Source organism: Pseudomonas asgharzadehiana, assembly GCF_019139815.1.
Taxonomy (GTDB): domain Bacteria; phylum Pseudomonadota; class Gammaproteobacteria; order Pseudomonadales; family Pseudomonadaceae; genus Aquipseudomonas; species Aquipseudomonas asgharzadehiana.
The window spans coordinates 4828976-4849263 of the sequence record NZ_CP077079.1 but is presented as its reverse complement, the minus strand read 5'-3'; the positions used below and the strand labels follow the sequence as shown (position 1 = coordinate 4849263).

Here is a 20288-nt window from a genome sequence, read left to right as displayed (position 1 = left end):
TAAGGGGCGCCAAATAATGGCCATCGTTGATACGTCTAACAACACGGCAGTCCAGGACCTGTTCAATTCCAAGGTCAAGACTGCAACGGACAACAGCAGCCTGGGTGATGCTTCCAAGACCGCGACGGGCAACCAGTCGCTGGGCAAGGACGCGTTCCTGCAACTGCTGGTGACCCAACTGAAAAACCAGAACCCGCTGTCACCCCAGGACAACGGTGCATTCGTGGCCCAGCTGGCGCAGTTCAGCAGCCTCGAAGGCATCAACACCCTGAACGACTCGGTGAATAACATCTCCAGCAACTTCAGCTCCTCGCAAGCGCTGCAGGCTTCTTCGCTGGTCGGGCGTTCGATCATCACCCAGACCGACAAGGCCCTGGTGGATACCAGCAAGAGCATGACCGGCTCGGTGGCCGTGACCGCGGCGACGGGTAACGTCACCGTCAAGATCACCGACAAAGACGGCAACCTGGTGCGCACCCTCGATTTGGGCGCCCAGAGTGCCGGTACGTCGGACTTTATCTGGGATGGCAAGAACGGCAACGGCGAGGTCGCCCCAGCCGGCACCTACACCTTTGCGGCCACGACCAAGAATGACAAGGGCGACGCAGTGGCCCTGGCAACATCGCTGCCGGCAACCGTGACCAGCGTGACGTTGAGCAAGACCGGCGGCGAAATGCTGCTGAACCTTGCAGGTGGCATGGGCAGCGTGAAGCTGTCGCAAATTCAGACTATTGGTACATAGAGCCGGCTAGATACGGCAGAGGGAGAGAAACATGTCTTTTAACATCGGCCTTAGCGGCCTCTATGCGGCCAATAAACAACTGGACGTGACCGGCAACAACATCGCCAACGTCGCGACCACCGGCTTCAAGTCGTCCCGTGCGGAATTCTCCGACATCTATGCCGCGTCCAAACTGGGTACCGGCCAGAACAGCATCGGCAACGGCGTGAACCTGGCGGCGGTGTCCCAGCAATTCACCCAGGGTGACGTCAACGGCAGCGGCGGTATCCTGGACATGGCGATCCAGGGTGGTGGCTTCTTCGTGCAGAAGGGCAGCGACGGTTCGCTGGAGTACACTCGCAGCGGTGCCTTCCGTGCCGACAAAGACGGCTATATCACCAACAACACCGGTACCTCGCGTTTGCAAGGCTATGCGGCGGACGATGACGGCAAAATCATCAAGGGTGGCCTGACCGACCTGCAACTGAACCTGTCGAACCTGCCGCCGAAGGCGTCCACCAAGGTGGATTCCACCAGTAACCTGAACTCCTCGGAGCCGGTGATCAACCAGACGCTCAAGCCATTCGACCCGACGGATACCAGTACTTTCACCACCCAATACAGCACCACCTTGTACGACGCCCAAGGCAATGCGCACCCGATGGTGCAATACCTGGTGAAAACCGACGGCAACAAGTGGAACGCCTATACGCTGATTGATGGGCGCAACCCTAACGGTTCGTCACCAACGGGCGGTACGCCACCCACTCCGCCTGTGCCTTCGACCCTGACCTTTGACGGCTATGGCAAGCTCACCAGCATCGTCACCGCCGGCGCGTCCAGCACGACGCTGACCTTGACCGGTTGGGTGCCAGGTACCGTGACCAATGGCGTCTGGAAAGCCAACGGCGCGGATGCCAACCCTGACGGCATCGCCATCAACATGGCGAACATCACCCAGTACAACTCGGCCACCTACCGCAACCCACCGATCACCGACGGCTATGCCACCGGCCAGATCACCGGCCTGAAAATCGACGGCAGCGGCGTGTTGTTCGCCACGTTCAGCAACCAGCAGAGCAAGGCCATCGGCCAGATCTCCCTGGCCAGCTTCAACAACGAGCAGGGCCTGCAGCCAGCCGGCAGCACCACTTGGAGAGAGACGTTCGCTTCGGGCCAGCCGGGTTACGACACCCCGCAATCCGGTACCTTGGGTTCGATCGTGGCCAACTCCCTGGAGAACTCCAACGTCAACCTGACCAACGAGCTGGTGGACCTGATCAAGGCCCAGAGCAACTACCAGGCCAACGCCAAGACTATCTCCACCCAGAGCACCATCATGCAGACCATCATTCAGATGACTTGATGCCATGGCGTAATGCGCTTGACTGAAAACCCCTCGATCGAGGGGTTTTTTTTGCCCTGACAAACGTCGTCTGGAACGTCCTACGCCCTGAATGCCACCCATGAAGCCGGAAGCTATCGAGCTTGTGACCTTGGGTGGGGAATAACAATGGGAAATCAGTGGGGGATGGGTCGCAGCGAGGCCGGCGTGCATTTTGACGCGGGAGCGGCACAGTTCTATTTGAGCGGCAAAGGCGCGACACACGCGATCAACGAAGACCGGGACGCAAAAAATAAGGAGGCCGTCGCACAACTGCTCAAGGAGCTTGATGACGCGCACAGTACCGGCAAAAACCAGACTGTCCGGGAATTGCGCGACAGGCTCAATGAAAAACGCACAGCATTGGGGGACGACACGTTCAAGAAAATCCTTGAGCAACTCAAGGAAGAACGCTCCAAGCGATGGCTGGAGCTTTTAAAGATGCTGTTTCCGGACCTGTTTCCGGATACGCCTGCCCCTTCTCCGGCACCACCATCGCCTAGGGATGGCGGTGGCGGCGGTGATTTTCCCGGTCGCGGCGGCTTCGGTCCCAGTGAGTCGATGAGCAACAAGCCGATTACCGAAGGCTCACGGCATCACCACTACAAGCCCGACACGAGCAACCCCGGGAAAAAGCCGGACAATATCTGGAGTGGCTTCAGGCAGGGGCCTGACGGCAATTGCGTGACTGTATCGGCGATAAAGGCGGCGATGATGCGGTATGGGCAAAAACCTACGGACATTTTCAAAGACGTTAAGGCGTTGGGCCACGGCTACGAGGTGACCATGCGTGATGGCTTCAAGCTTTCTCTGTCCAATGACGAGGTGAGGCAGGCGGCCATTCATGCGCGTTTCAAGGGCGATGACCCGGCAATGATGACGGATGCCAACTTCATGTATGCCGCGAGCGCCAAGCGGGCGCAGATGGAAAACAATGACGGTACTGCTGGGCGCAGTTTCCAGGCGGCCATGAACAGCCTCAACGATGGCGAACACTCGCGTGAAGGGCTGGACCGTTTGGGTTTGAGAGGGTTCTACAGGCAGACAACCGTTGCTGATTTGAGAAACAGCAAGGTGGGCACCGTGGAGTTCGGTGGCCATTCGATGGCCGTGATTGATGGCCGGATTGAGTTGTGGGGCAAGCGCGGCGGCATGCCTCAATCAGGTATCGCGACCGTATTGTTTTAAATCGCGAGCGCTTTTCACCCAGCAAAAGAAAGCCCCCGATACGCCGTAAGCCTATCGGGGGCTTTCAACTTGGGTGGTTAACCCAATGGGCTCAGCTTATTGGCAAGCTTCGCAATCCGGCTCGTCAATCGCGCAGGCTTTTGGCACGGGTGCCGGGCCGGCTGGAGCAGCCAGAACCGAATCATCACCATGGTTGCCGCTGGACACTGCGTTCAGCTTGCCGGTGTTGATGGTCGACTTCTCGGTGCTGGTCGCTGCCAGGGCACGGAGGTAGTAAGTGGTTTTCAGACCACGGTACCAGGCCATGCGGTAGGTCACGTCAAGCTTCTTGCCCGAAGCGCCGGCGATGTACAGGTTCAGGGACTGCGCCTGGTCGATCCACTTCTGACGACGGCTGGCGGCGTCAACGATCCACTTGGTGTCCACTTCGAATGCAGTCGCGTAGAGCTCTTTGAGCTCCTGCGGGATGCGCTCGATCTGCTGCACGGAACCGTCGTAGTACTTGAGGTCGTTGATCATCACCGAGTCCCACAGGCCGCGAGCTTTCAGGTCGCGAACCAGGTACGGGTTGATCACGGTGAATTCGCCCGACAGGTTCGATTTCACATACAGGTTCTGGTAGGTCGGTTCGATCGACTGCGATACGCCGGTGATGTTGGCGATGGTCGCGGTCGGCGCGATGGCCATGATGTTGGAGTTACGAATACCTTTCTGCACACGGGCACGTACCGGTGCCCAGTCCAGGGTTTCGTTCAGGTCGACATCGATGTACTTCTGGCCACGGGCTTCGATCAGGATCTGTTGCGAATCCAGCGGCAGGATGCCCTTGGACCACAGCGAACCCTGGAACGTCTCGTAGGCGCCGCGCTCGTCGGCCAGGTCGCAGGAGGCCTGGATCGCGTAGTAGCTGACCGCTTCCATGGACTTGTCGGCGAACTCGACCGCCGCATCCGAACCGTACGGAATGTGCTGCAGGTACAAAGCGTCCTGGAAGCCCATGATGCCCAAGCCGACCGGACGGTGCTTGAAGTTGGAGTTCTGCGCCTGCGGCACCGAGTAGTAGTTGATGTCGATCACGTTATCGAGCATGCGTACGGCGGTGTTGACAGTGCGTTCCAGCTTGGCGGTGTCCAGCTTGCCGTTGACGATGTGGTTCGGCAGGTTGATCGAGCCCAGGTTGCAAACGGCGATCTCGTCCTTGTTGGTGTTCAAGGTGATCTCGGTGCACAGGTTCGAGCTGTGGACCACGCCCACGTGCTGCTGCGGGCTGCGCAGGTTGCATGGGTCTTTGAAGGTCAGCCATGGGTGGCCGGTTTCGAACAGCATGGACAGCATCTTGCGCCACAGGTCTTTGGCCTGGATGGTCTTGAACAGCTTGACCTTGCCTGGGTACTCGGTGAGGGCTTCGTAGTACTCGTAGCGCTCTTCGAAGGCTTTGCCGGTCAGGTCGTGCAGGTCCGGCACTTCGGATGGCGAGAACAGGGTCCACTTGCCGTCATCGAAGACACGCTTCATGAACAGGTCGGGGATCCAGTTGGCGGTGTTCATGTCGTGGGTACGACGACGGTCATCACCGGTGTTCTTGCGCAGCTCGATGAACTCTTCGATGTCCATGTGCCAGGTTTCCAGGTAGGCACACACCGCGCCTTTGCGCTTGCCGCCCTGGTTGACCGCAACGGCGGTGTCGTTCACGACTTTGAGGAACGGTACGACGCCCTGGGACTTGCCGTTGGTGCCCTTGATGTAGGAACCCAGTGCACGTACCGGGGTCCAGTCGTTGCCCAGGCCACCGGCGAATTTGGACAGCATGGCGTTGTCGTGGATCGCGTGGTAGATGCCCGACAGGTCATCCGGCACGGTGGTCAGGTAGCAGCTCGACAGCTGTGGGCGCAGGGTACCGGCGTTGAACAGGGTCGGGGTCGACGACATGTAGTCGAAGGACGACAGCAGGTTGTAGAACTCGATCGCACGGTCTTCCTTGTGCTTCTCTTCGATGGCCAGGCCCATGGCCACGCGCATGAAGAACACCTGCGGCAGTTCGAAACGGATACCGTCCTTGTGGATGAAATAACGGTCGTAAAGCGTTTGCAGGCCCAGGTAGGTGAATTGCTGGTCACGCTCGTGGTTGATCGCCTTGCCGAGTTTTTCCAGGTCGAAGGTGGCCAGGACCGGGTTGAGCAATTCGAATTCGATACCCTTGGCGATGTAGGCAGGCAGGGCCTTGGCGTACAGGTCGGCCATTTCGTGATGGGTGGCGCTGTCGGCCACGCCCAGGAAGCCCAGGCCTTCGGCACGCAGGGTGTCCATCAGCAGGCGCGCGGTGACGAACGAGTAGTTCGGCTCGCGTTCAACCAGGGTACGGGCGGTCATCACCAGGGCGGTGTTGACGTCGGTCAGGGCCACGCCGTCGTATAGGTTCTTCAGGGTTTCGCGCTGGATCAGGTCACCGTCGACTTCTTCCAGGCCTTCGCAGGCCTCGGTGATGATGGTGTTCAGGCGGCCCAGGTCCAGCGGCGCAAAGCTGCCGTCGGCCAGGGTGATGCGGATCGAGGGGTGGGCTTGCACGGCTTCGGCGGCCGGTGCGTGCACGGCACGTTCCTTGGCGCGCGAATCGCGGTAGATCACGTAGTCGCGGGCGACTTTCTGCTCGCCGGCACGCATCAGGGCCAGTTCGACCTGGTCCTGGATTTCTTCGATGTGGATGGTGCCGCCCGACGGCATGCGACGCTTGAAGGTCGCGGTGACCTGTTCGGTCAGGCGGGCAACGGTGTCGTGGATGCGCGACGAAGCGGCAGCGGTGCCGCCTTCAACTGCGAGAAACGCTTTGGTGATGGCGACGGTGATTTTGTCATCGGTGTAAGGAACGACAGTGCCGTTACGCTTGATCACACGCAATTGGCCAGGTGCGGTAGCGGACAGATCCATATTCGAATCAGCGGCCTGCGGCACGGAGCCCTGCGGGTTCTCGCGAGTTGTGTCGGTTTGCATGGGGGGTTGTCTCCACGTTCTATATTTGATTGCGAGTGCCAGGCTCTTCCTGCAACACCCGTACCGTTTTCCATATCGGGATGGAGAAACAGGTGCCATCCGCGTGAGCGGTTTGGTCTACTGAAAATCGGTTGGTTCCACGCTGTGTCAGCAATAAAACGCTTGAATTTCGTGCCACTTGTGTGGTTGGGCAATTTGTTCAAAAACCCTACATGTAGGGTCTGTGTTGTCGCCGAGCTACAAGATAATGCGTTTTGGACGCCTTAGCAACGCACTAACCTGTGGATAACGCTGTGAGTAAAATGTGTATGAAAGGTGGAACTGCCGTGTAGGCCGCATCACTGCTGCATTGCGCCGTTTGTCACTAAATGTTCCAAGGACCAAACAGCCCGGCGAATTTCGAAGGGCGCGAACCCTATCACAAAAAAATGCGATCACCGAATGGATTTCCCGGCTTGTGCGCAAGGGTTGGGGCATGGCTACAATCGCCTCCTTTTATGCCTTCCCAACATGACAAACAGGGTATCTGCCTGGTGAAGACCAACCTGTGGGAGGGGGCATTTTTTATAACAATGAGGACAACGCATGGAGCAAGAAGCCTGGCACATATTGATTGTCGAGGACGACCAGCGATTGGCCGAGTTGACCCGCGAGTACCTGGAGAGCAACGGCCTGCGCGTGTCGGTCGAAGGTGACGGCGCCCTGGCCGCGGCGCGGATCATCGCCGAGCAACCGGACCTGGTGATCCTCGACCTGATGCTGCCCGGTGAAGACGGCCTGAGCATCTGCCGTAAGGTGCGCGAACGCTATGACGGCGTGATCCTGATGCTTACCGCGCGCACCGACGACATGGACCAGGTGCTCGGCCTGGACATGGGCGCCGACGACTACGTATGCAAACCCGTGCGCCCGCGCCTGTTGCTGGCGCGCATCCAGGCCTTGCTACGGCGCAGCGAGCCGGTCGAGCCCGTGGCGGTGGAAAACCAGCGCCGCCTGCAATTCGGCCCGTTGGTGGTGGACAACGCCCTGCGCGAAGCCTGGCTGCATGACAGCGGCATCGAACTGACCAGCGCCGAATTCGACCTGTTGTGGCTACTGGTGGCGAATGCCGGGCGCATTCTGTCCCGCGAAGAAATCTTTATCGCCCTGCGTGGCGTCGGCTATGACGGTCAGGATCGCTCCATTGATGTGCGCATTTCGCGCATTCGCCCCAAAATCGGCGACGACCCGATTCACCCGCGCCTGATCAAGACCATCCGCAGCAAAGGCTACCTGTTCGTCCCCGAAGCCTGCGCCGACATGCCGCTGTGAACTCGATCTTCCTGCGCATCTACGGCGGCATGTGCGCGGCGCTGATTCTGGTGGCGCTGCTCGGTGTGCTGGCCCTGCACTTGCTCAACGAGGTGCGCAGCGGCCAGTACCGCGAACGCCTGGCCCATGGCACCTTCGCCTTGATGGGCGACAACCTGCGCCCCATGAGCGCCATCGAGCGTCAGCGCGCGTTGGCGGTATGGGAGCGTTTGCTGGGCATTCCGCTGGAACTGCGCAGCCTCACCGACGCCCAGCTGGACCTCAGCCAGCGCAATCGCCTGCAACGCGGCCACGTGCTGGTACAGCAGACCGGGCCCCATGCCGCCCGCGTGCTGCGCCTGGTCAGTGATAAAGAGCAGTGGGTGCTCACGGGGGAGGTGCAGCAGATCAGCGAGCAGCTGGCCCGTGCGACCATTTACCTGTTGGCCGACGAACTGGTGCGCTTTGCGGTGGCCGAGCAACCGCAACGGCTGGCGGATATAAAACAGGCCAAGGGCTTTGGCTTCGACATGCACTTGATGACACTCGATCAGGCGGACATGGACGATGACCAGCGTCGCCGTGTGTCGGAAGGCGATACGGTGATGGCCCTGGGCAAGGGCGGCGACTCGATCCGCGTGTTTGCCGGTATGGTCGGCACGCCCTGGGTGCTGGAGCTCGGCCCGTTGTACCAGATGAACCCGTATCCGCCGCAATGGCTGGTGCTGATCGCCTTGATCGGCCTGACCCTGATCGGCCTGATCGTCTATCTCTTGGTGCGTCAGCTCGAGCGTCGGCTGCGCGGCCTGGAAGCCGCCGCCACACGCATCGCCAAAGGCAATCTGGAGGTGCGGGTACCGGCCCGTGGCGCCGACTCGGTAGGGCGCCTGGCCGCGGCGTTCAATGGCATGGCCGAGCACTTGCAACAATTGCTGGCGATCCAGCGAGAACTGGTGCGCGCCGTGTCCCATGAACTGCGCACACCGGTGGCGCGCCTGCGTTTTGGGCTGGAGATGATTGGCGAAGCCGCCACCCCTGAAACGCGGCGCAAGTACCTGGACGGCATGGACAGTGATATCCAGGACCTCGACGGCCTGGTGGATGAAATGCTCACCTACGCCCGGCTTGAGCAGGGCGCGCCGGAGCTGAATTTCCAGCGGGTCGATCTTGATGCGTTGCTCGACCAAGTGATCGGCGAATTATCGCCACTGCGCCCGCAAGTGACCGTCGCCCGTGGGATCTGCCTGTCATCGGCGCATTGGGACGATGCCTGGGTCGACGCCGAACCGCGTTACCTGCACCGCGCCCTGCAAAACCTGGTGAGCAACGCCATGCGCCATGCCCAGGGCCAGGTGTTGATCAGTTATCAGGTCGGCCAGGTACGTTGCCGCATCGATGTGGAAGATGACGGCCCCGGTGTGCCGGAAAGTGCCTGGGAACGCATTTTTACGCCGTTCCTGCGTCTCGACGACAGCCGCACCCGCGCGTCCGGCGGGCATGGCCTGGGCTTGTCGATTGTGCGGCGGATTATTTACTGGCATGGCGGGCGGGCGCTGATCGGCAAGAGCAATAACCTGGGCGGGGCATGCTTCAGCCTGAGTTGGCCGAGGGATCAGGACAAGCCCTGACACCGCTGTCGAAGGTAGCCACAGATCACAGTGTGGGAGGGGGCTTGCTCCCAATAGCGATCGATCAGACGCCGACGGCCACCAGGCTCAACAACTGCCCATCAGCCACCGCAAACTGCCCAACCAGCTCCTTGCCGTGGCACCACTCGCTGGACAGGTCGATCAACAGCCGCAAGCGCACGTGCCCGGCCGGCGACCATTGCACCACCTCGGCATGCTCAAAGTAGAAGCGCGTCTGCACAATCGGATACAGCGCCTTGAACAGGCTCTCTTTGACCGAAAACGTCAGCGTCACCAACAGGGCCGCCTGCTCGCGGTCTACCGTGGCCATGCGCTGCAATTCATCAGCGGTGAGAATCTCCCCGGCCAGGCGCTCCGCCCGTTCTCGTGTCAGCACATTTTCCAGATCCATGCCCAGCCCGCGCCATTGGGCCTTGTGCCCGACAATCGCTGCCGCATGCCCGGTGCTGTGGGTGATCGAGCCACTGATATGCGAAGGCCATACCGGCGCACGGTCTTCGCCGATCGCGGGGATGCAGTTGAGGTGGTCGAGCTGTTGCAGTGCGGCGCGGGCACACACTCGACCGGCGAGAAACTCGGCCTGGCGCTTGGCCACCGAGCGCTGGATGCTCGGCGGTGGCGGCACGGCGCTGCGCTGGAAGTCCCCAGCGGTTAATAGCGCCGGGTCAAAACGGGTGCTGAGAAACACCGTGCCCGGCAAGGGAACGGGCAGCGGCCAATGGGCATCGAGTGGAGTGCAGCAAGCGGGTAGGGGCGTCATGGGGCGGTATTTTGCCGAGTTGCAGCGCCCGCGGATAGCCCGCGGCTGTTCAGGGGGAGTTCAGGGGCGTTTGCGTAGGCTGGTCACAACAGCCCAAACGCGTATGAGGTAACCCACCATGACTGCGATCAAAAAGCTGATGTTGGCCTTGACCCTGCTCAGTGCCACCGCCGGGGCCCAAGCCTCGGAAGGTGCCTTCGCCGAGTTCGGCAGGGAGAAAACCAAGAAAACCAGTAGCCTGATCCAGCGTGTGAGTTTCGAGGATGCAGGCAGCCAGCCCCAGCCTTGGGGCCAGGCCCTGGGGCTTGCTGCCCCGCAGCCAACCTACCGCGTCGGCTATGAACATCTGAGCGGCCGGTTCAATGGCATTAAACTGCGCCCGCAAGACCTGCAGGGCCGCTATGATGTCCTCCTGTCGGACAGTTGATTTGCTTTGGAGAGCCTTATGAAATTGCTGGTGGTGGAAGATGAGGCGCTGTTGCGTCATCACTTGTTTACCCGCCTGACCGACAGCGGCCATGTGGTCGAGGCTGTGGCGAATGCCGAAGAGGCGCTTTACCAGACCGGCCAATTCAACCACGACCTGGCGATCATCGACCTGGGCCTGCCCGGCATGGGCGGCCTGGACCTGATCCGCCAATTGCGCACCCAGGCCAAGACCTTCCCGATCCTGATCCTCACCGCACGCGGTAACTGGCAGGACAAGGTCGAAGGCCTGGCCGCCGGTGCCGACGACTATGTGGTCAAGCCGTTCCAGTTCGAAGAGCTGGAGGCGCGCATGAACGCCTTGCTGCGTCGCTCCAGCGGGTTTACCCAGTCGACCATCGTCGCCGGGCCTCTGCTGCTGGACCTCAACCGCAAGCAAGCGTCGCTCGACGAACAGCCCTTGGCATTGACCGCCTACGAATACCGCATCCTCGAATACCTGATGCGCCATCACCAGCAAGTCGTCGCCAAGGACCGCTTGATGGAACAGCTCTACCCCGATGATGACGAGCGTGATCCAAACGTCATTGAAGTGCTGGTCGGCCGCCTGCGCCGCAAATTGGAAGGCCCGGCCGGGTTCAAACCGATCGACACCGTGCGCGGCCTGGGCTACCTGTTCAATGAGCGCTGCCGTTGATTCGCTCGTTACGCGTGCGCTTGATGCTGGCGGCCACCACCCTGGCCGTGCTGTTTATGCTGGGCTTGTTGCCCGCCATGCAAGGTGCGTTCAGCCTGGCGTTGCAGGACTCTATCGAGCAGCGCCTGGCGTCGGATGTCACGACGTTGATCTCGGCCGCGCGGGTCGAAAACAATCGTCTGCTGATGCCGGCGCAATTGCCGGATGAGCGTTTCAACCTCACCGATAGCCGGTTGCTCGGCTATATCTACGACCGCGAAGGCCACCTGGTGTGGCGCTCGCGGGCGACCCGCGACGAAAACATCAACTACAAGCCGCGTTACGACGGGCGTGGCAATGAGTTTGCGCGGATCCGCGAGGCCGACGGCCAGGAATTCTTCGTCTATGACGTGGAGGTCAAGCTGCTTGGCGGCAAGAGCGCGGCGTTCAGTATCGTGGCCCTGCAACCGGTGCGTGAATACCAGCTGACCCTGGAGGGCCTGCGCGAGAACCTTTACCTGGGTTTCGGCGCGGCATTGCTGGTGCTACTGACCTTACTGTGGCTGGGCCTGACCTGGGGCCTGCAAGCCTTGCGGCGGTTGAGCCAGGAGTTGGACCAGATCGAGGGCGGCACCCGTGAAAGTCTCTCCGAACAACACCCCCGTGAATTACTGCGCCTTACCGGCTCCCTCAACCGCTTGCTGCACAGTGAACGCGAGCAGCGGGCGCGCTACCGCGATTCTCTGGACGACCTGGCCCATAGCCTGAAAACCCCGCTTGCGGTGTTGCAAGGCGTGAGCGAAGACATGGCCCAGCGCCCCGAGGACCGCGACCAGGCCTGGGTGCTGCAATCGCAGATCGAGCGCATGAGCCAGCAGATCAGCTATCAGCTCCAACGTGCCAGCTTGCGCAAAAGCGGCCTGGTGCGCCATCAGGTGCGCCTTGAACCGGTGCTGCAAAGCCTGTGCGATACGCTGGGCAAGGTGTACCGCGACAAGGGCGTCACGGTGTCTTTTGACTTGCCGCAGGCGTGCGACATACCAATCGAGAAGGGCGCCTTGCTCGAGTTGCTCGGCAACCTGCTGGAAAACGCCTACCGCCTGTGCCTGAGCGAAGTGCACATCAGCCTGGTAGAAAGCCTTGAAGGCATCGAGTTGTGCATCGAAGATGACGGCCCCGGCGTACCGCCGGATCAGCGCGCGCGGATTTTGCAGCGCGGCGAGCGGCTGGACCGCCAGCACCCTGGACAGGGGATTGGGCTGGCGGTGGTCAAGGACATCATCGAAAGCTACGGCGCGCGGCTGACCCTGGGCGATTCACCTTTGGGTGGGGCGGCGTTCAGGATTCATTTTCCGGCTGTTTGATCCTTATGGGCTGTAAAGGCCTCATCGGGGGCAAGCCCCTCCCACATTTTGATCTCTGAATACATTCAAGTGTGGGAGGGGGCTTGCCCCCGATGAGGCCCGGCCAGGCGACACATCTTTAACGCTCCTGCGCTCTGTAGGCCCCCGGCGTGAGCCCCGTCCACTTCTTGAACGCCCGATGAAACGCCGACGGTTCTGAAAAGCCCAACTGCTCGGCGATCGCTTGCAACGACAAATCCGCCCGGCCCAAGTGGTAGATGGCGATGTCCCGCCGCAGTTCGTCCTTGAGCGTCTGGAAACTGGTGCCTTCTTCGCGCAAATGCCGACGCAGGGTTTGCGGGCTGACGTGCAGGTGTTGGGCGACGGCTTCCAGATCCGGCCAGGGCGTGCGGTCGCGACTTAACAGACGACGCAACTGGCTGCTCAGGCTATCGCCTTCATCCGGGCGTGACAGCAGGTCGGCGGGGGAGCGTTCGAGAAAATGTTTGAGGGTGCGTTCGTCCTGCAACAGCGGCAGGCTCAAATAGCGGGCGGGAAACACCAGGCTGCTGTTCGGTGCACCGAACACCAGGGGGCAGGGGAACAGCAGGTCATATTCACTGGCGTGGGCGGGCATCGGGTAGCTGAACGTGGCCTGGTGCAGCCGGATGCGCTGGCCAATCAGCCAACTGCCCAGGCGATGCCAGATCACCAGCAGGCATTCGCTGAGAAAGTGGTCCGGGTCCCATAGGTGCGAGTCATCCAGGCTCAAGTGGGCCATTTCGCCATCTAGCGTCAGCTGCCAGCGCGGGCCTTGTGGGAATAGGCTATAAAATAATAAGCCGCGTTCCAGGGCCTTCTCCAGCGTGCGGCAGTGAATCAGCGCGTGGCACATCATGGCAAAGGTGCCGCGTTTGCTCGGGGCCTCGGCGAACCCCAGGTATTCGTCGTCCAGCCCCTGCCAGAGCATTTGCAGCAAGTGGGTAAATTGTTCCGGGGTGATGCGTGCACGCGCTTCGGTCAACAATTCAGGAGTGATGCCCACCTGCTGGAGCAGGCCCGAATAATCGTAACCGGCCCGACGCGCACCCCCGAGGGCAGCGCGGGCGTAGTGACTGGCGATGGTACGTTCACGCATGCGGGGCCCTCGTTGCGGAAGGCCAGAGGGTAGTCATTGACGAGCAGGGCAACAAGGCGGATATCCGCCAAATTGTAGGACGGGATCGGGCCGTGCGGCGGAAATCCGCCAACCGCTTCGGTGGCGGGAACCCTGCTTGGAAACCCTAAACCCTGATGTCTAAAGGCCTTTAGCGGATTTGCCGAAAGTGGCACGGCGTTTGCGATACACAAGACAGCGCAGGCTTAGTCCTACAGGCCTCGTAAACAACAAATCCCTCCAGTGCAGGAGGGTTCGCAATTCAAGTGCCGTGGGCAATGGCGGATATTTGCCCCATGGGACGTTTGAGGAATTTCGCAATGACGACTCGTCAGCCAATCTACAAATCCCTGTATTTCCAGGTGATCGTTGCAATCGTTATCGGTATTTTGCTGGGCCACTTCTACCCGCAGACCGGTGTGGCCCTCAAGCCGCTGGGTGACGGGTTTATCAAACTGATCAAAATGGTCATTGCGCCGATCATCTTCTGCACCGTTGTCAGCGGCATCGCCGGCATGCAGAGCATGAAATCGGTCGGCAAAACCGGCGGCTACGCGCTGCTGTACTTCGAAATCGTATCCACCATCGCCCTGCTGATCGGTCTGGTTGTCGTGAACGTTGTGCAACCGGGCGCCGGCATGCACATCGACGTGGCCACCCTGGACGCGTCCAAAGTCGCGGCTTACGTGACTGCCGGTAAAGACCAGAGCATCGTCGGCTTTATCCTCAACGTTATCCCGAACACCATTGTCGGCGCCTTCGCCAACGGCGACATCCTGCAAGTGCTGATGTTCTCGGTGATCTTCGGTTTCGCCCTGCACCGCCTGGGCGCCTACGGCAAGCCGGTACTGGACTTCATTGATCGCTTCGCCCACGTGATGTTCAACATCATCAACATGATCATGAAGCTTGCGCCGATCGGTGCCCTGGGTGCGATGGCGTTCACCATCGGTGCCTACGGTGTAGGTTCGCTGGTGCAACTGGGCCAGTTGATGATCTGCTTCTACATCACCTGCGTCCTGTTCGTGCTGGTGGTGCTGGGCGCCATCTGCCGCGCCCACGGCTTCAGTGTGATCAAACTGATCCGCTACATCCGTGAAGAGCTGTTGATCGTACTGGGTACTTCTTCTTCCGAATCCGCACTGCCACGCATGCTGATCAAGATGGAGCGTCTGGGCGCGAAGAAATCCGTGGTAGGCCTGGTGATCCCGACCGGCTACTCGTTCAACCTCGACGGTACCTCGATCTACCTGACCATGGCGGCCGTGTTCATCGCCCAGGCGACCGACACCCACATGGACATCACCCACCAGATCACCCTGCTGCTGGTGCTGCTGTTGTCCTCCAAAGGTGCTGCCGGCGTGACCGGTAGTGGTTTCATCGTACTGGCGGCAACCCTGTCGGCCGTCGGCCACCTGCCGGTTGCCGGCCTGGCGCTGATCCTGGGCATCGACCGCTTCATGTCCGAAGCCCGCGCACTGACCAACCTGGTGGGTAACGCAGTTGCCACTATCGTTGTGGCCAAGTGGGTCAAGGAACTGGACACCGACAAGCTGCAAAGCGAGCTGGCGTCCGGTGGTACCGGTATCTCCGAAACCCGCGAACTCGATGACCTGGGCGTGGCCGAAGGCCCTGCACCTGTGGTCAAGTAAACGACTGATGGCGTGAACTCACGCTAGCCGTCATCTGCAAACGCCCCGACTGGTTCGGGGCGTTTGCGTTTGTGCGCGGCCACTTTTGAATTCTTTTGCTTTACAGTAAATAAATATTTCAGCAACAACGCTGGCGGGAGGCGTGATGGACAGTGTGGATCTGAATGTCCTGCGTAGCGTGCTCGAATGGCGCCGCGCCGGGCAGCGAGTGGTGTTGTACAGCGTGGTGCAGACCTGGGGCAGTGCCCCGCGCCCACCGGGGGCGATGCTGGCCTTGCGCGGCGATGGGGTGGTGATTGGCTCGGTTTCGGGTGGGTGCATCGAGGATGACCTGATCGCGCGCCTGCAGGATGGCCGCTTACCCGCTGACGGCCCGCCCGTGCAATTGGTGACCTACGGCGTGACGCGCGATGAAGCGGCGCGTTTTGGCCTGCCTTGCGGCGGCACCCTGCGCCTGACTGAAGAGCGGGTGGATGACTGGGGTTGGGTCGAGGAATTGCTGGCGCGTTGTGAGGACCATCAAGTCGTCGCGCGCGAGCTGAACCTGGTCACCGGCGAAGTCACCTTGAGCAGCGCGAGCAAGACCGACGTGGTGAGCTTCGACGGTGAACGCTTGCGGGCCATCTACGGCCCGCGCTGGCGCCTACTGTTGATCGGTGCCGGGCAACTGTCGCGCTACGTGGCCGAAATGGCGCGTTTGCTGGATTTTGAAGTGTTGATCTGCGACCCGCGTGAAGAGTTTGTGTACGGCTGGGAAGAGCAACATGGTCGTTTTGTGCCGGGCATGCCTGATGAAGCGGTATTGAGTATCCAGACCGACGAGCGCACGGCCATTGTCTGCCTGACTCACGACCCGCGTCTGGACGATATGGCATTGCTGACTGCGTTGAATTCGAGTGCTTTTTACATCGGTGCGCTGGGGTCGCGGGTCAACACGCAAAAACGCCGGGAAACCCTCGCTGCATTGGGCTTATCGGCGGCGGCGATCGCGCGGTTGCACGGGCCGATTGGGTTGCATATCGGCAGCCACACACCGGCGGAAATCGCTCTGTCGCTACTGGCGGAAATTGTCGCGATCAAAAATGGCGTGGCGCCGATGCAGAAAAAACCCTTGCCGGTGGTGGTTGAGTGACGCTCGCCGCGATTGTGCTGGCGGCAGGGCAGGGCAGCCGGTTTCGCGCTGAAGCGGGGAGGGATCAGGATAAGTTGCTGGCGCCCTGCGTCGGCCGGGACGGCGTGACGCGGCCGGTGATCGAACAGGTGCTGGTGAATCTGCCGCAGGGGCTGGTGGAGCGCTGGGTGGTGACTTCGCCGGATCGTACGGCCGTTATTCAGTTGGCCAAAACGTATGGCTGCAAGGTCTTGTTGCTGCAATCGGCCGGCATGGGCCACAGCATTGCCGCAGGCGTCGCGGCCAGCGCTTCGGCGCAGGGCTGGCTGGTGGTGCTGGGGGATATGCCGTTTATTCAGGCCTCGACAATCGAGCGCGTGATGGAAGGTCTCGATAGCATCAACGTGCCCGTGCATGCCGGGCGATATGGGCATCCGGTCGCGTTTGCCCGCGCATTCGGGCCTGCCTTGATGGTATTGACCGGGGACCGTGGTGCCAAATCGCTGTTTGCGCAGGCTGCGCTGAAGGAAGTGCCGGTGGATGACCCCGGTGTGTCATGGGATGTGGATGTGCCCGCGTCGTTGGATTACCGCTAATCAGCAACCATAAAAAAGCCCCGCCTGATCACTCAGGCGGGGCTTTTTAGTGGCTCATGGAATCAGACGAGAGGTTTGGTCTCGTGTTCTTCTTCCTGGGCCTGGTGCTCTACCACTGCTTCAGCAGCGGCGTGCTCAACCACGGTTTCAGCAACCGGGGCTGGCGCCTCGACGGCTTCGACTACGGCTGGAGCAGCAGCAGCAGCGGCGGCTTCAGCTTCCTTGCGACGGCGACGCACTTCACGAGGGTCGTTCGGTGCGCGGCCGTTTTCGGTCAGGGCGCTGGCAGGGGGCGTTTCGACCACTGGCGCTTCAACTTCGGCGACGGCCGGCACTTCGACCGCTGGCGCAGGCTCGGCAACCACAACCGGAGCCGCTTCAACCACTTCGGCAACCGGTGCCGGCGCTTCTTCTACGACAGGCGCAGGCGCTTGGGCTTCAATCGGAGCGGCGGGCTCGGCAGCCCATTGGAAGGCGGTCTGTTCTTCACGAACTTCACGAACTTCACGCACTGCCGGGGCGGCTTCTTCGGCAACCGGGGCTTGAGCCGCGACTTCAACCGGGGCTTCAACCACTGGCTGAGGTTCAACCACTGGAGCCGGTTCAACGGCAACCACTTCGGTGTCTGGCTGGGCGTCGCGAACCGGTGCCACTTCCACTTCCGGAACCACTGGGGCTTCGATCGGGGTGGTGGCTTCAACGACAGGTGCTTCAACTACGGGAGTCTCGGCAACAGGCGCTTCTACAGCAGCGGTTTCTTCGACAGCAGCCGTGGCGCGTTCAGCTTGCTCGTGAGCCTGGGCTTCAGCAGGTGCGCTGATGACCGAGCTGGCAACGGCAGCGGTAACGGCCAGCCCGGCAGCCAGTTCGGCGCCGGTCGGTTCGCTGGTGTGGGCCTGCGCGTTCTCGCCGGCTTCTTCCGAGCCTTCGATCACGTTGCCGTTGGCATCACGCTGACGCTCGCGACGGTTGCTGCGACGACGCTGGCCACGGGAGCGGCGGCGTGGACGGTCGCCTTCGGCGCCTTCCTGGCCATCTTCCTGCGAGTGCTCTTCACCGGTCAGCACTTCTTCTTCGCTGGCGGCAGCGGCTTGCTCGGCGCGTGGTTGACGCTCTTCACGCGCAGGGCGCGGCTGGCGCTCTTCACGTGGGGCGCGTTCTTCACGCGGCTGGCGGGCCGGGCGCTCTTCGGTAGTGGCGGCAGCGCCAGCAACGGCTGGCGCGGCGGCGTCCAGCGGCTCGCGCAGTTCACGCACGCGCTCTTCACGCTCGCCACGTGGCTTGCGGTCTTCACGTGGGGCGCGCGGGGTGCGGGGTGCGCGCTCTTCGCGGGGTGCACGTTCTTCACGGGCGACGGCCGGGGTGTCTTCACGGGCTTCGCGAGGCGCACGCTCTTCACGTGGCGCGCGATCTTCACGCGGTGCACGTTCTTCGCGAGGCTTGCGCTCTTCGTCACGGCGACCGTTGCGGTTACGGCTTTGCTGGCGACCGTTGCGACGCTCTTCGTTGCGTGCCGGGCGTTCGGATGCTGGTTTTTCAACCACTACCGGTGCCACAGGCTCTTCCTTGCTGGCGAACAGGCTGACCAGCGACTTCACCAGCCCTTTGAACAGGCTTGGCTCAGGCAGGGCGGCCGGCGCGGCAACCGGGGCTGCGACTTCAACCGGCACCGGTGCGTTGGCGCGGGCCGGCGCGGTCTTCACGGCTGCTTCCTGGCGAACCAGGGTGCGGGTCGCGGCAGCTGGCTGGACTTCTTCCACTTCGGCAGCTGCCGCGGCGATTTCATAGCTGGACTGGCCGCTGTGGGCTTCCGGGCTGTCATCACGCAGGCGCTGCACTTCGAAGTGCGGCGTTTCGAGGTGATCGTTCGGCAGGATCACGATACGGGCGCGGGTGCGCAGTTCGATCTTGGTGATCGAGTTGCGTTTTTCGTTGAGCAGGAAGGCTGCAACCGGGATCGGCACTTGCGCGCGGACTTCGGCGGTGCGGTCTTTCAGGGCTTCTTCTTCGATCAGGCGCAGGATCGCCAGGGACAGCGATTCAACGTCACGGATGATGCCGGTGCCGTTGCAGCGCGGGCAGACGATGCCGCTGCTCTCGCCCAGGGAAGGGCGCAGGCGCTGACGGGACATCTCCAGCAGGCCGAAGCGCGAGATGCGGCCGACCTGTACGCGGGCACGGTCAGCTTCCAGGCATTCGCGGACTTTCTCTTCCACGGCGCGCTGGTTCTTGGCGGGGGTCATGTCGATGAAGTCGATCACGATCAGGCCGCCGATGTCACGCAGACGCAGCTGGCGGGCGATTTCTTCAGCCGCTTCCAGGTTGGTCTGCAGGGCGGTTTCTTCGATGTCGCTACCCTTCGTGGCGCGCGCGGAGTTGATGTCGATGGACACCAGGGCTTCGGTCGGGTCGATCACGATGGAGCCGCCGGAAGGCAGTTCAACCACGCGCTGGAAGGCGGTTTCGATCTGGCTTTCGATCTGGAAACGGTTGAACAGCGGCACGCTGTCTTCGTACAGCTTGATCTTGCTGGCGTACTGCGGCATCACCTGGCGAATGAAGGTCAGGGCTTCGTCCTGGGCTTCAACGCTGTCGATCAGCACTTCGCCGATGTCCTGGCGCAGGTAATCGCGGATAGCGCGGATGATCACGTTGCTTTCCTGGTAGATCAGGAACGGCGCGGAACGATCCAGCGAGGCTTCTTTAATGGCGGTCCACAGTTGCAGCAGGTAGTCGAGGTCCCACTGCATTTCTTCGCTGCTGCGGCCCAGGCCCGCAGTGCGCACGATCAGGCCCATGTCGGCCGGTGCGATCAGGCCGTTCAGCGCTTCACGCAGTTCGTTGCGCTCTTCGCCTTCGATGCGACGGGAGATACCGCCGGCACGTGGGTTGTTCGGCATCAGCACCAGGTAACGGCCGGCCAGGCTGATGAAAGTGGTCAGGGCTGCACCCTTGTTGCCACGTTCTTCTTTTTCGACCTGAACGATGACTTCCTGGCCTTCGCTCAGGACGTCCTTGATATTCACGCGACCTTCAGGGGCTTTCTTGAAGTACTCGCGGGAGATTTCTTTGAGGGGCAGGAAGCCGTGGCGCTCGGAGCCGAAATCGACAAAGGCTGCCTCAAGGCTTGGTTCGATGCGAGTAATACGGCCTTTGTAGATGTTGGCCTTCTTTTGCTCGCGTGCACCGGACTCGATGTCCAGGTCGTAGAGGCGTTGGCCATCTACCAGTGCAACACGCAACTCTTCGGGTTGAGTTGCGTTAATCAGCATTCTTTTCATGTTGTACCGTCGGTTTCCGGGCTGCCGGAAACGGCGTTCGGCACACACGACTTCTCACGGTCGGTGT

The 20288-nt window shown here is 61.3% G+C and carries 15 protein-coding genes; 11 read left to right on the top strand and 4 right to left on the bottom strand.

The features are described 5' to 3' along the window. Positions 1-16 precede the first annotated feature (16 nt). The 3 genes from flgD (at position 17) to KSS96_RS21880 (ending at position 3293) form a co-directional block, all read left to right on the top strand. Complete coding sequence (flgD, locus tag KSS96_RS21890; RefSeq protein WP_017529462.1) at positions 17-742, top strand: flagellar hook assembly protein FlgD; 726 nt, start codon at positions 17-19, stop codon at positions 740-742. Positions 743-773: 31 nt separating this feature from the next. Further along, on the top strand, positions 774-2087 hold the full coding sequence (gene flgE, locus KSS96_RS21885) for a flagellar hook protein FlgE (protein ID WP_017529463.1): 1314 nt from the start codon (positions 774-776) through the stop codon (positions 2085-2087). Positions 2088-2234: 147 nt separating this feature from the next. Beyond that, positions 2235-3293 (top strand): hypothetical protein, encoded by a 1059-nt coding sequence (locus KSS96_RS21880; RefSeq protein WP_068937451.1) that lies wholly within the window; start codon positions 2235-2237, stop codon positions 3291-3293. A gap of 96 nt (positions 3294-3389) precedes the next feature. Here KSS96_RS21880 and KSS96_RS21875 read toward each other — a convergent pair whose 3' ends face one another. Then, entirely contained in the window at positions 3390-6281 is a 2892-nt protein-coding gene (locus tag KSS96_RS21875) for a ribonucleoside-diphosphate reductase subunit alpha (RefSeq protein WP_017529465.1), read from the bottom strand. A gap of 585 nt (positions 6282-6866) precedes the next feature. On the opposite strand from KSS96_RS21875, the gene KSS96_RS21870 reads away from it, so the two are divergent. Then, on the top strand, positions 6867-7592 hold the full coding sequence (locus tag KSS96_RS21870) for a response regulator (protein WP_017529466.1): 726 nt from the start codon (positions 6867-6869) through the stop codon (positions 7590-7592). Next, complete coding sequence (locus KSS96_RS21865; protein ID WP_017529467.1) at positions 7589-9199, top strand: ATP-binding protein; 1611 nt, start codon at positions 7589-7591, stop codon at positions 9197-9199. Before KSS96_RS21870 ends, KSS96_RS21865 begins: the two co-directional genes overlap by 4 nt. Positions 9200-9263: 64 nt before the next feature. Here KSS96_RS21865 and KSS96_RS21860 read toward each other — a convergent pair whose 3' ends face one another. Then, positions 9264-9980, bottom strand: a complete 717-nt coding sequence (locus KSS96_RS21860) for a 4'-phosphopantetheinyl transferase family protein (RefSeq protein ID WP_065876823.1) — start codon at positions 9978-9980, stop codon at positions 9264-9266. A gap of 118 nt (positions 9981-10098) precedes the next feature. Here KSS96_RS21860 and KSS96_RS21855 point away from each other — a divergent pair, with 118 nt between their 5' ends. From KSS96_RS21855 to KSS96_RS21845, 3 genes are read left to right on the top strand one after another with little or no spacing between them, the layout of a single operon-like run. Continuing rightward, positions 10099-10407, top strand: a complete 309-nt coding sequence (locus KSS96_RS21855; RefSeq protein ID WP_017529469.1) for a hypothetical protein — start codon at positions 10099-10101, stop codon at positions 10405-10407. A gap of 18 nt (positions 10408-10425) precedes the next feature. Then, positions 10426-11103: a response regulator gene (locus KSS96_RS21850; RefSeq protein ID WP_010208358.1), complete on the top strand. Its 678-nt coding sequence runs from the start codon at positions 10426-10428 to the stop codon at positions 11101-11103. Beyond that, positions 11100-12446: an ATP-binding protein gene (locus KSS96_RS21845; protein ID WP_017529471.1), complete on the top strand. Its 1347-nt coding sequence runs from the start codon at positions 11100-11102 to the stop codon at positions 12444-12446. Before KSS96_RS21850 ends, KSS96_RS21845 begins: the two co-directional genes overlap by 4 nt. Before the next feature lie 118 nt (positions 12447-12564). Here KSS96_RS21845 and KSS96_RS21840 read toward each other — a convergent pair whose 3' ends face one another. Further along, positions 12565-13563 carry an AraC family transcriptional regulator gene (locus tag KSS96_RS21840; protein ID WP_017529472.1) on the bottom strand — a complete coding sequence of 333 codons (999 nt, stop codon included), beginning with the start codon at positions 13561-13563 and terminating at the stop codon, positions 12565-12567. Between the two features lie 338 nt (positions 13564-13901). On the opposite strand from KSS96_RS21840, the gene KSS96_RS21835 reads away from it, so the two are divergent. The 3 genes from KSS96_RS21835 to KSS96_RS21825 all read left to right on the top strand — a co-directional run bounded on the left by KSS96_RS21835 (position 13902) and on the right by KSS96_RS21825 (position 16940). Further along, positions 13902-15233 carry a dicarboxylate/amino acid:cation symporter gene (locus tag KSS96_RS21835; protein WP_017529473.1) on the top strand — a complete coding sequence of 444 codons (1332 nt, stop codon included), beginning with the start codon at positions 13902-13904 and terminating at the stop codon, positions 15231-15233. Positions 15234-15378: 145 nt separating this feature from the next. Further along, the gene (locus KSS96_RS21830; RefSeq protein ID WP_065876822.1) at positions 15379-16365 is read left to right on the top strand and encodes an XdhC family protein; all 987 of its coding nucleotides are present in this window, start codon (positions 15379-15381) and stop codon (positions 16363-16365) included. Beyond that, on the top strand, positions 16362-16940 hold the full coding sequence (locus KSS96_RS21825; RefSeq protein ID WP_065876821.1) for a nucleotidyltransferase family protein: 579 nt from the start codon (positions 16362-16364) through the stop codon (positions 16938-16940). The genes KSS96_RS21830 and KSS96_RS21825 overlap by 4 nt, the downstream gene beginning before the upstream one ends. A gap of 62 nt (positions 16941-17002) precedes the next feature. Here the strand turns inward: KSS96_RS21825 and rne are convergent, their stop codons facing one another. After that, on the bottom strand, positions 17003-20212 hold the full coding sequence (gene rne, locus KSS96_RS21820) for a ribonuclease E (RefSeq protein ID WP_194145317.1): 3210 nt from the start codon (positions 20210-20212) through the stop codon (positions 17003-17005). Positions 20213-20288 lie beyond the last annotated feature (76 nt).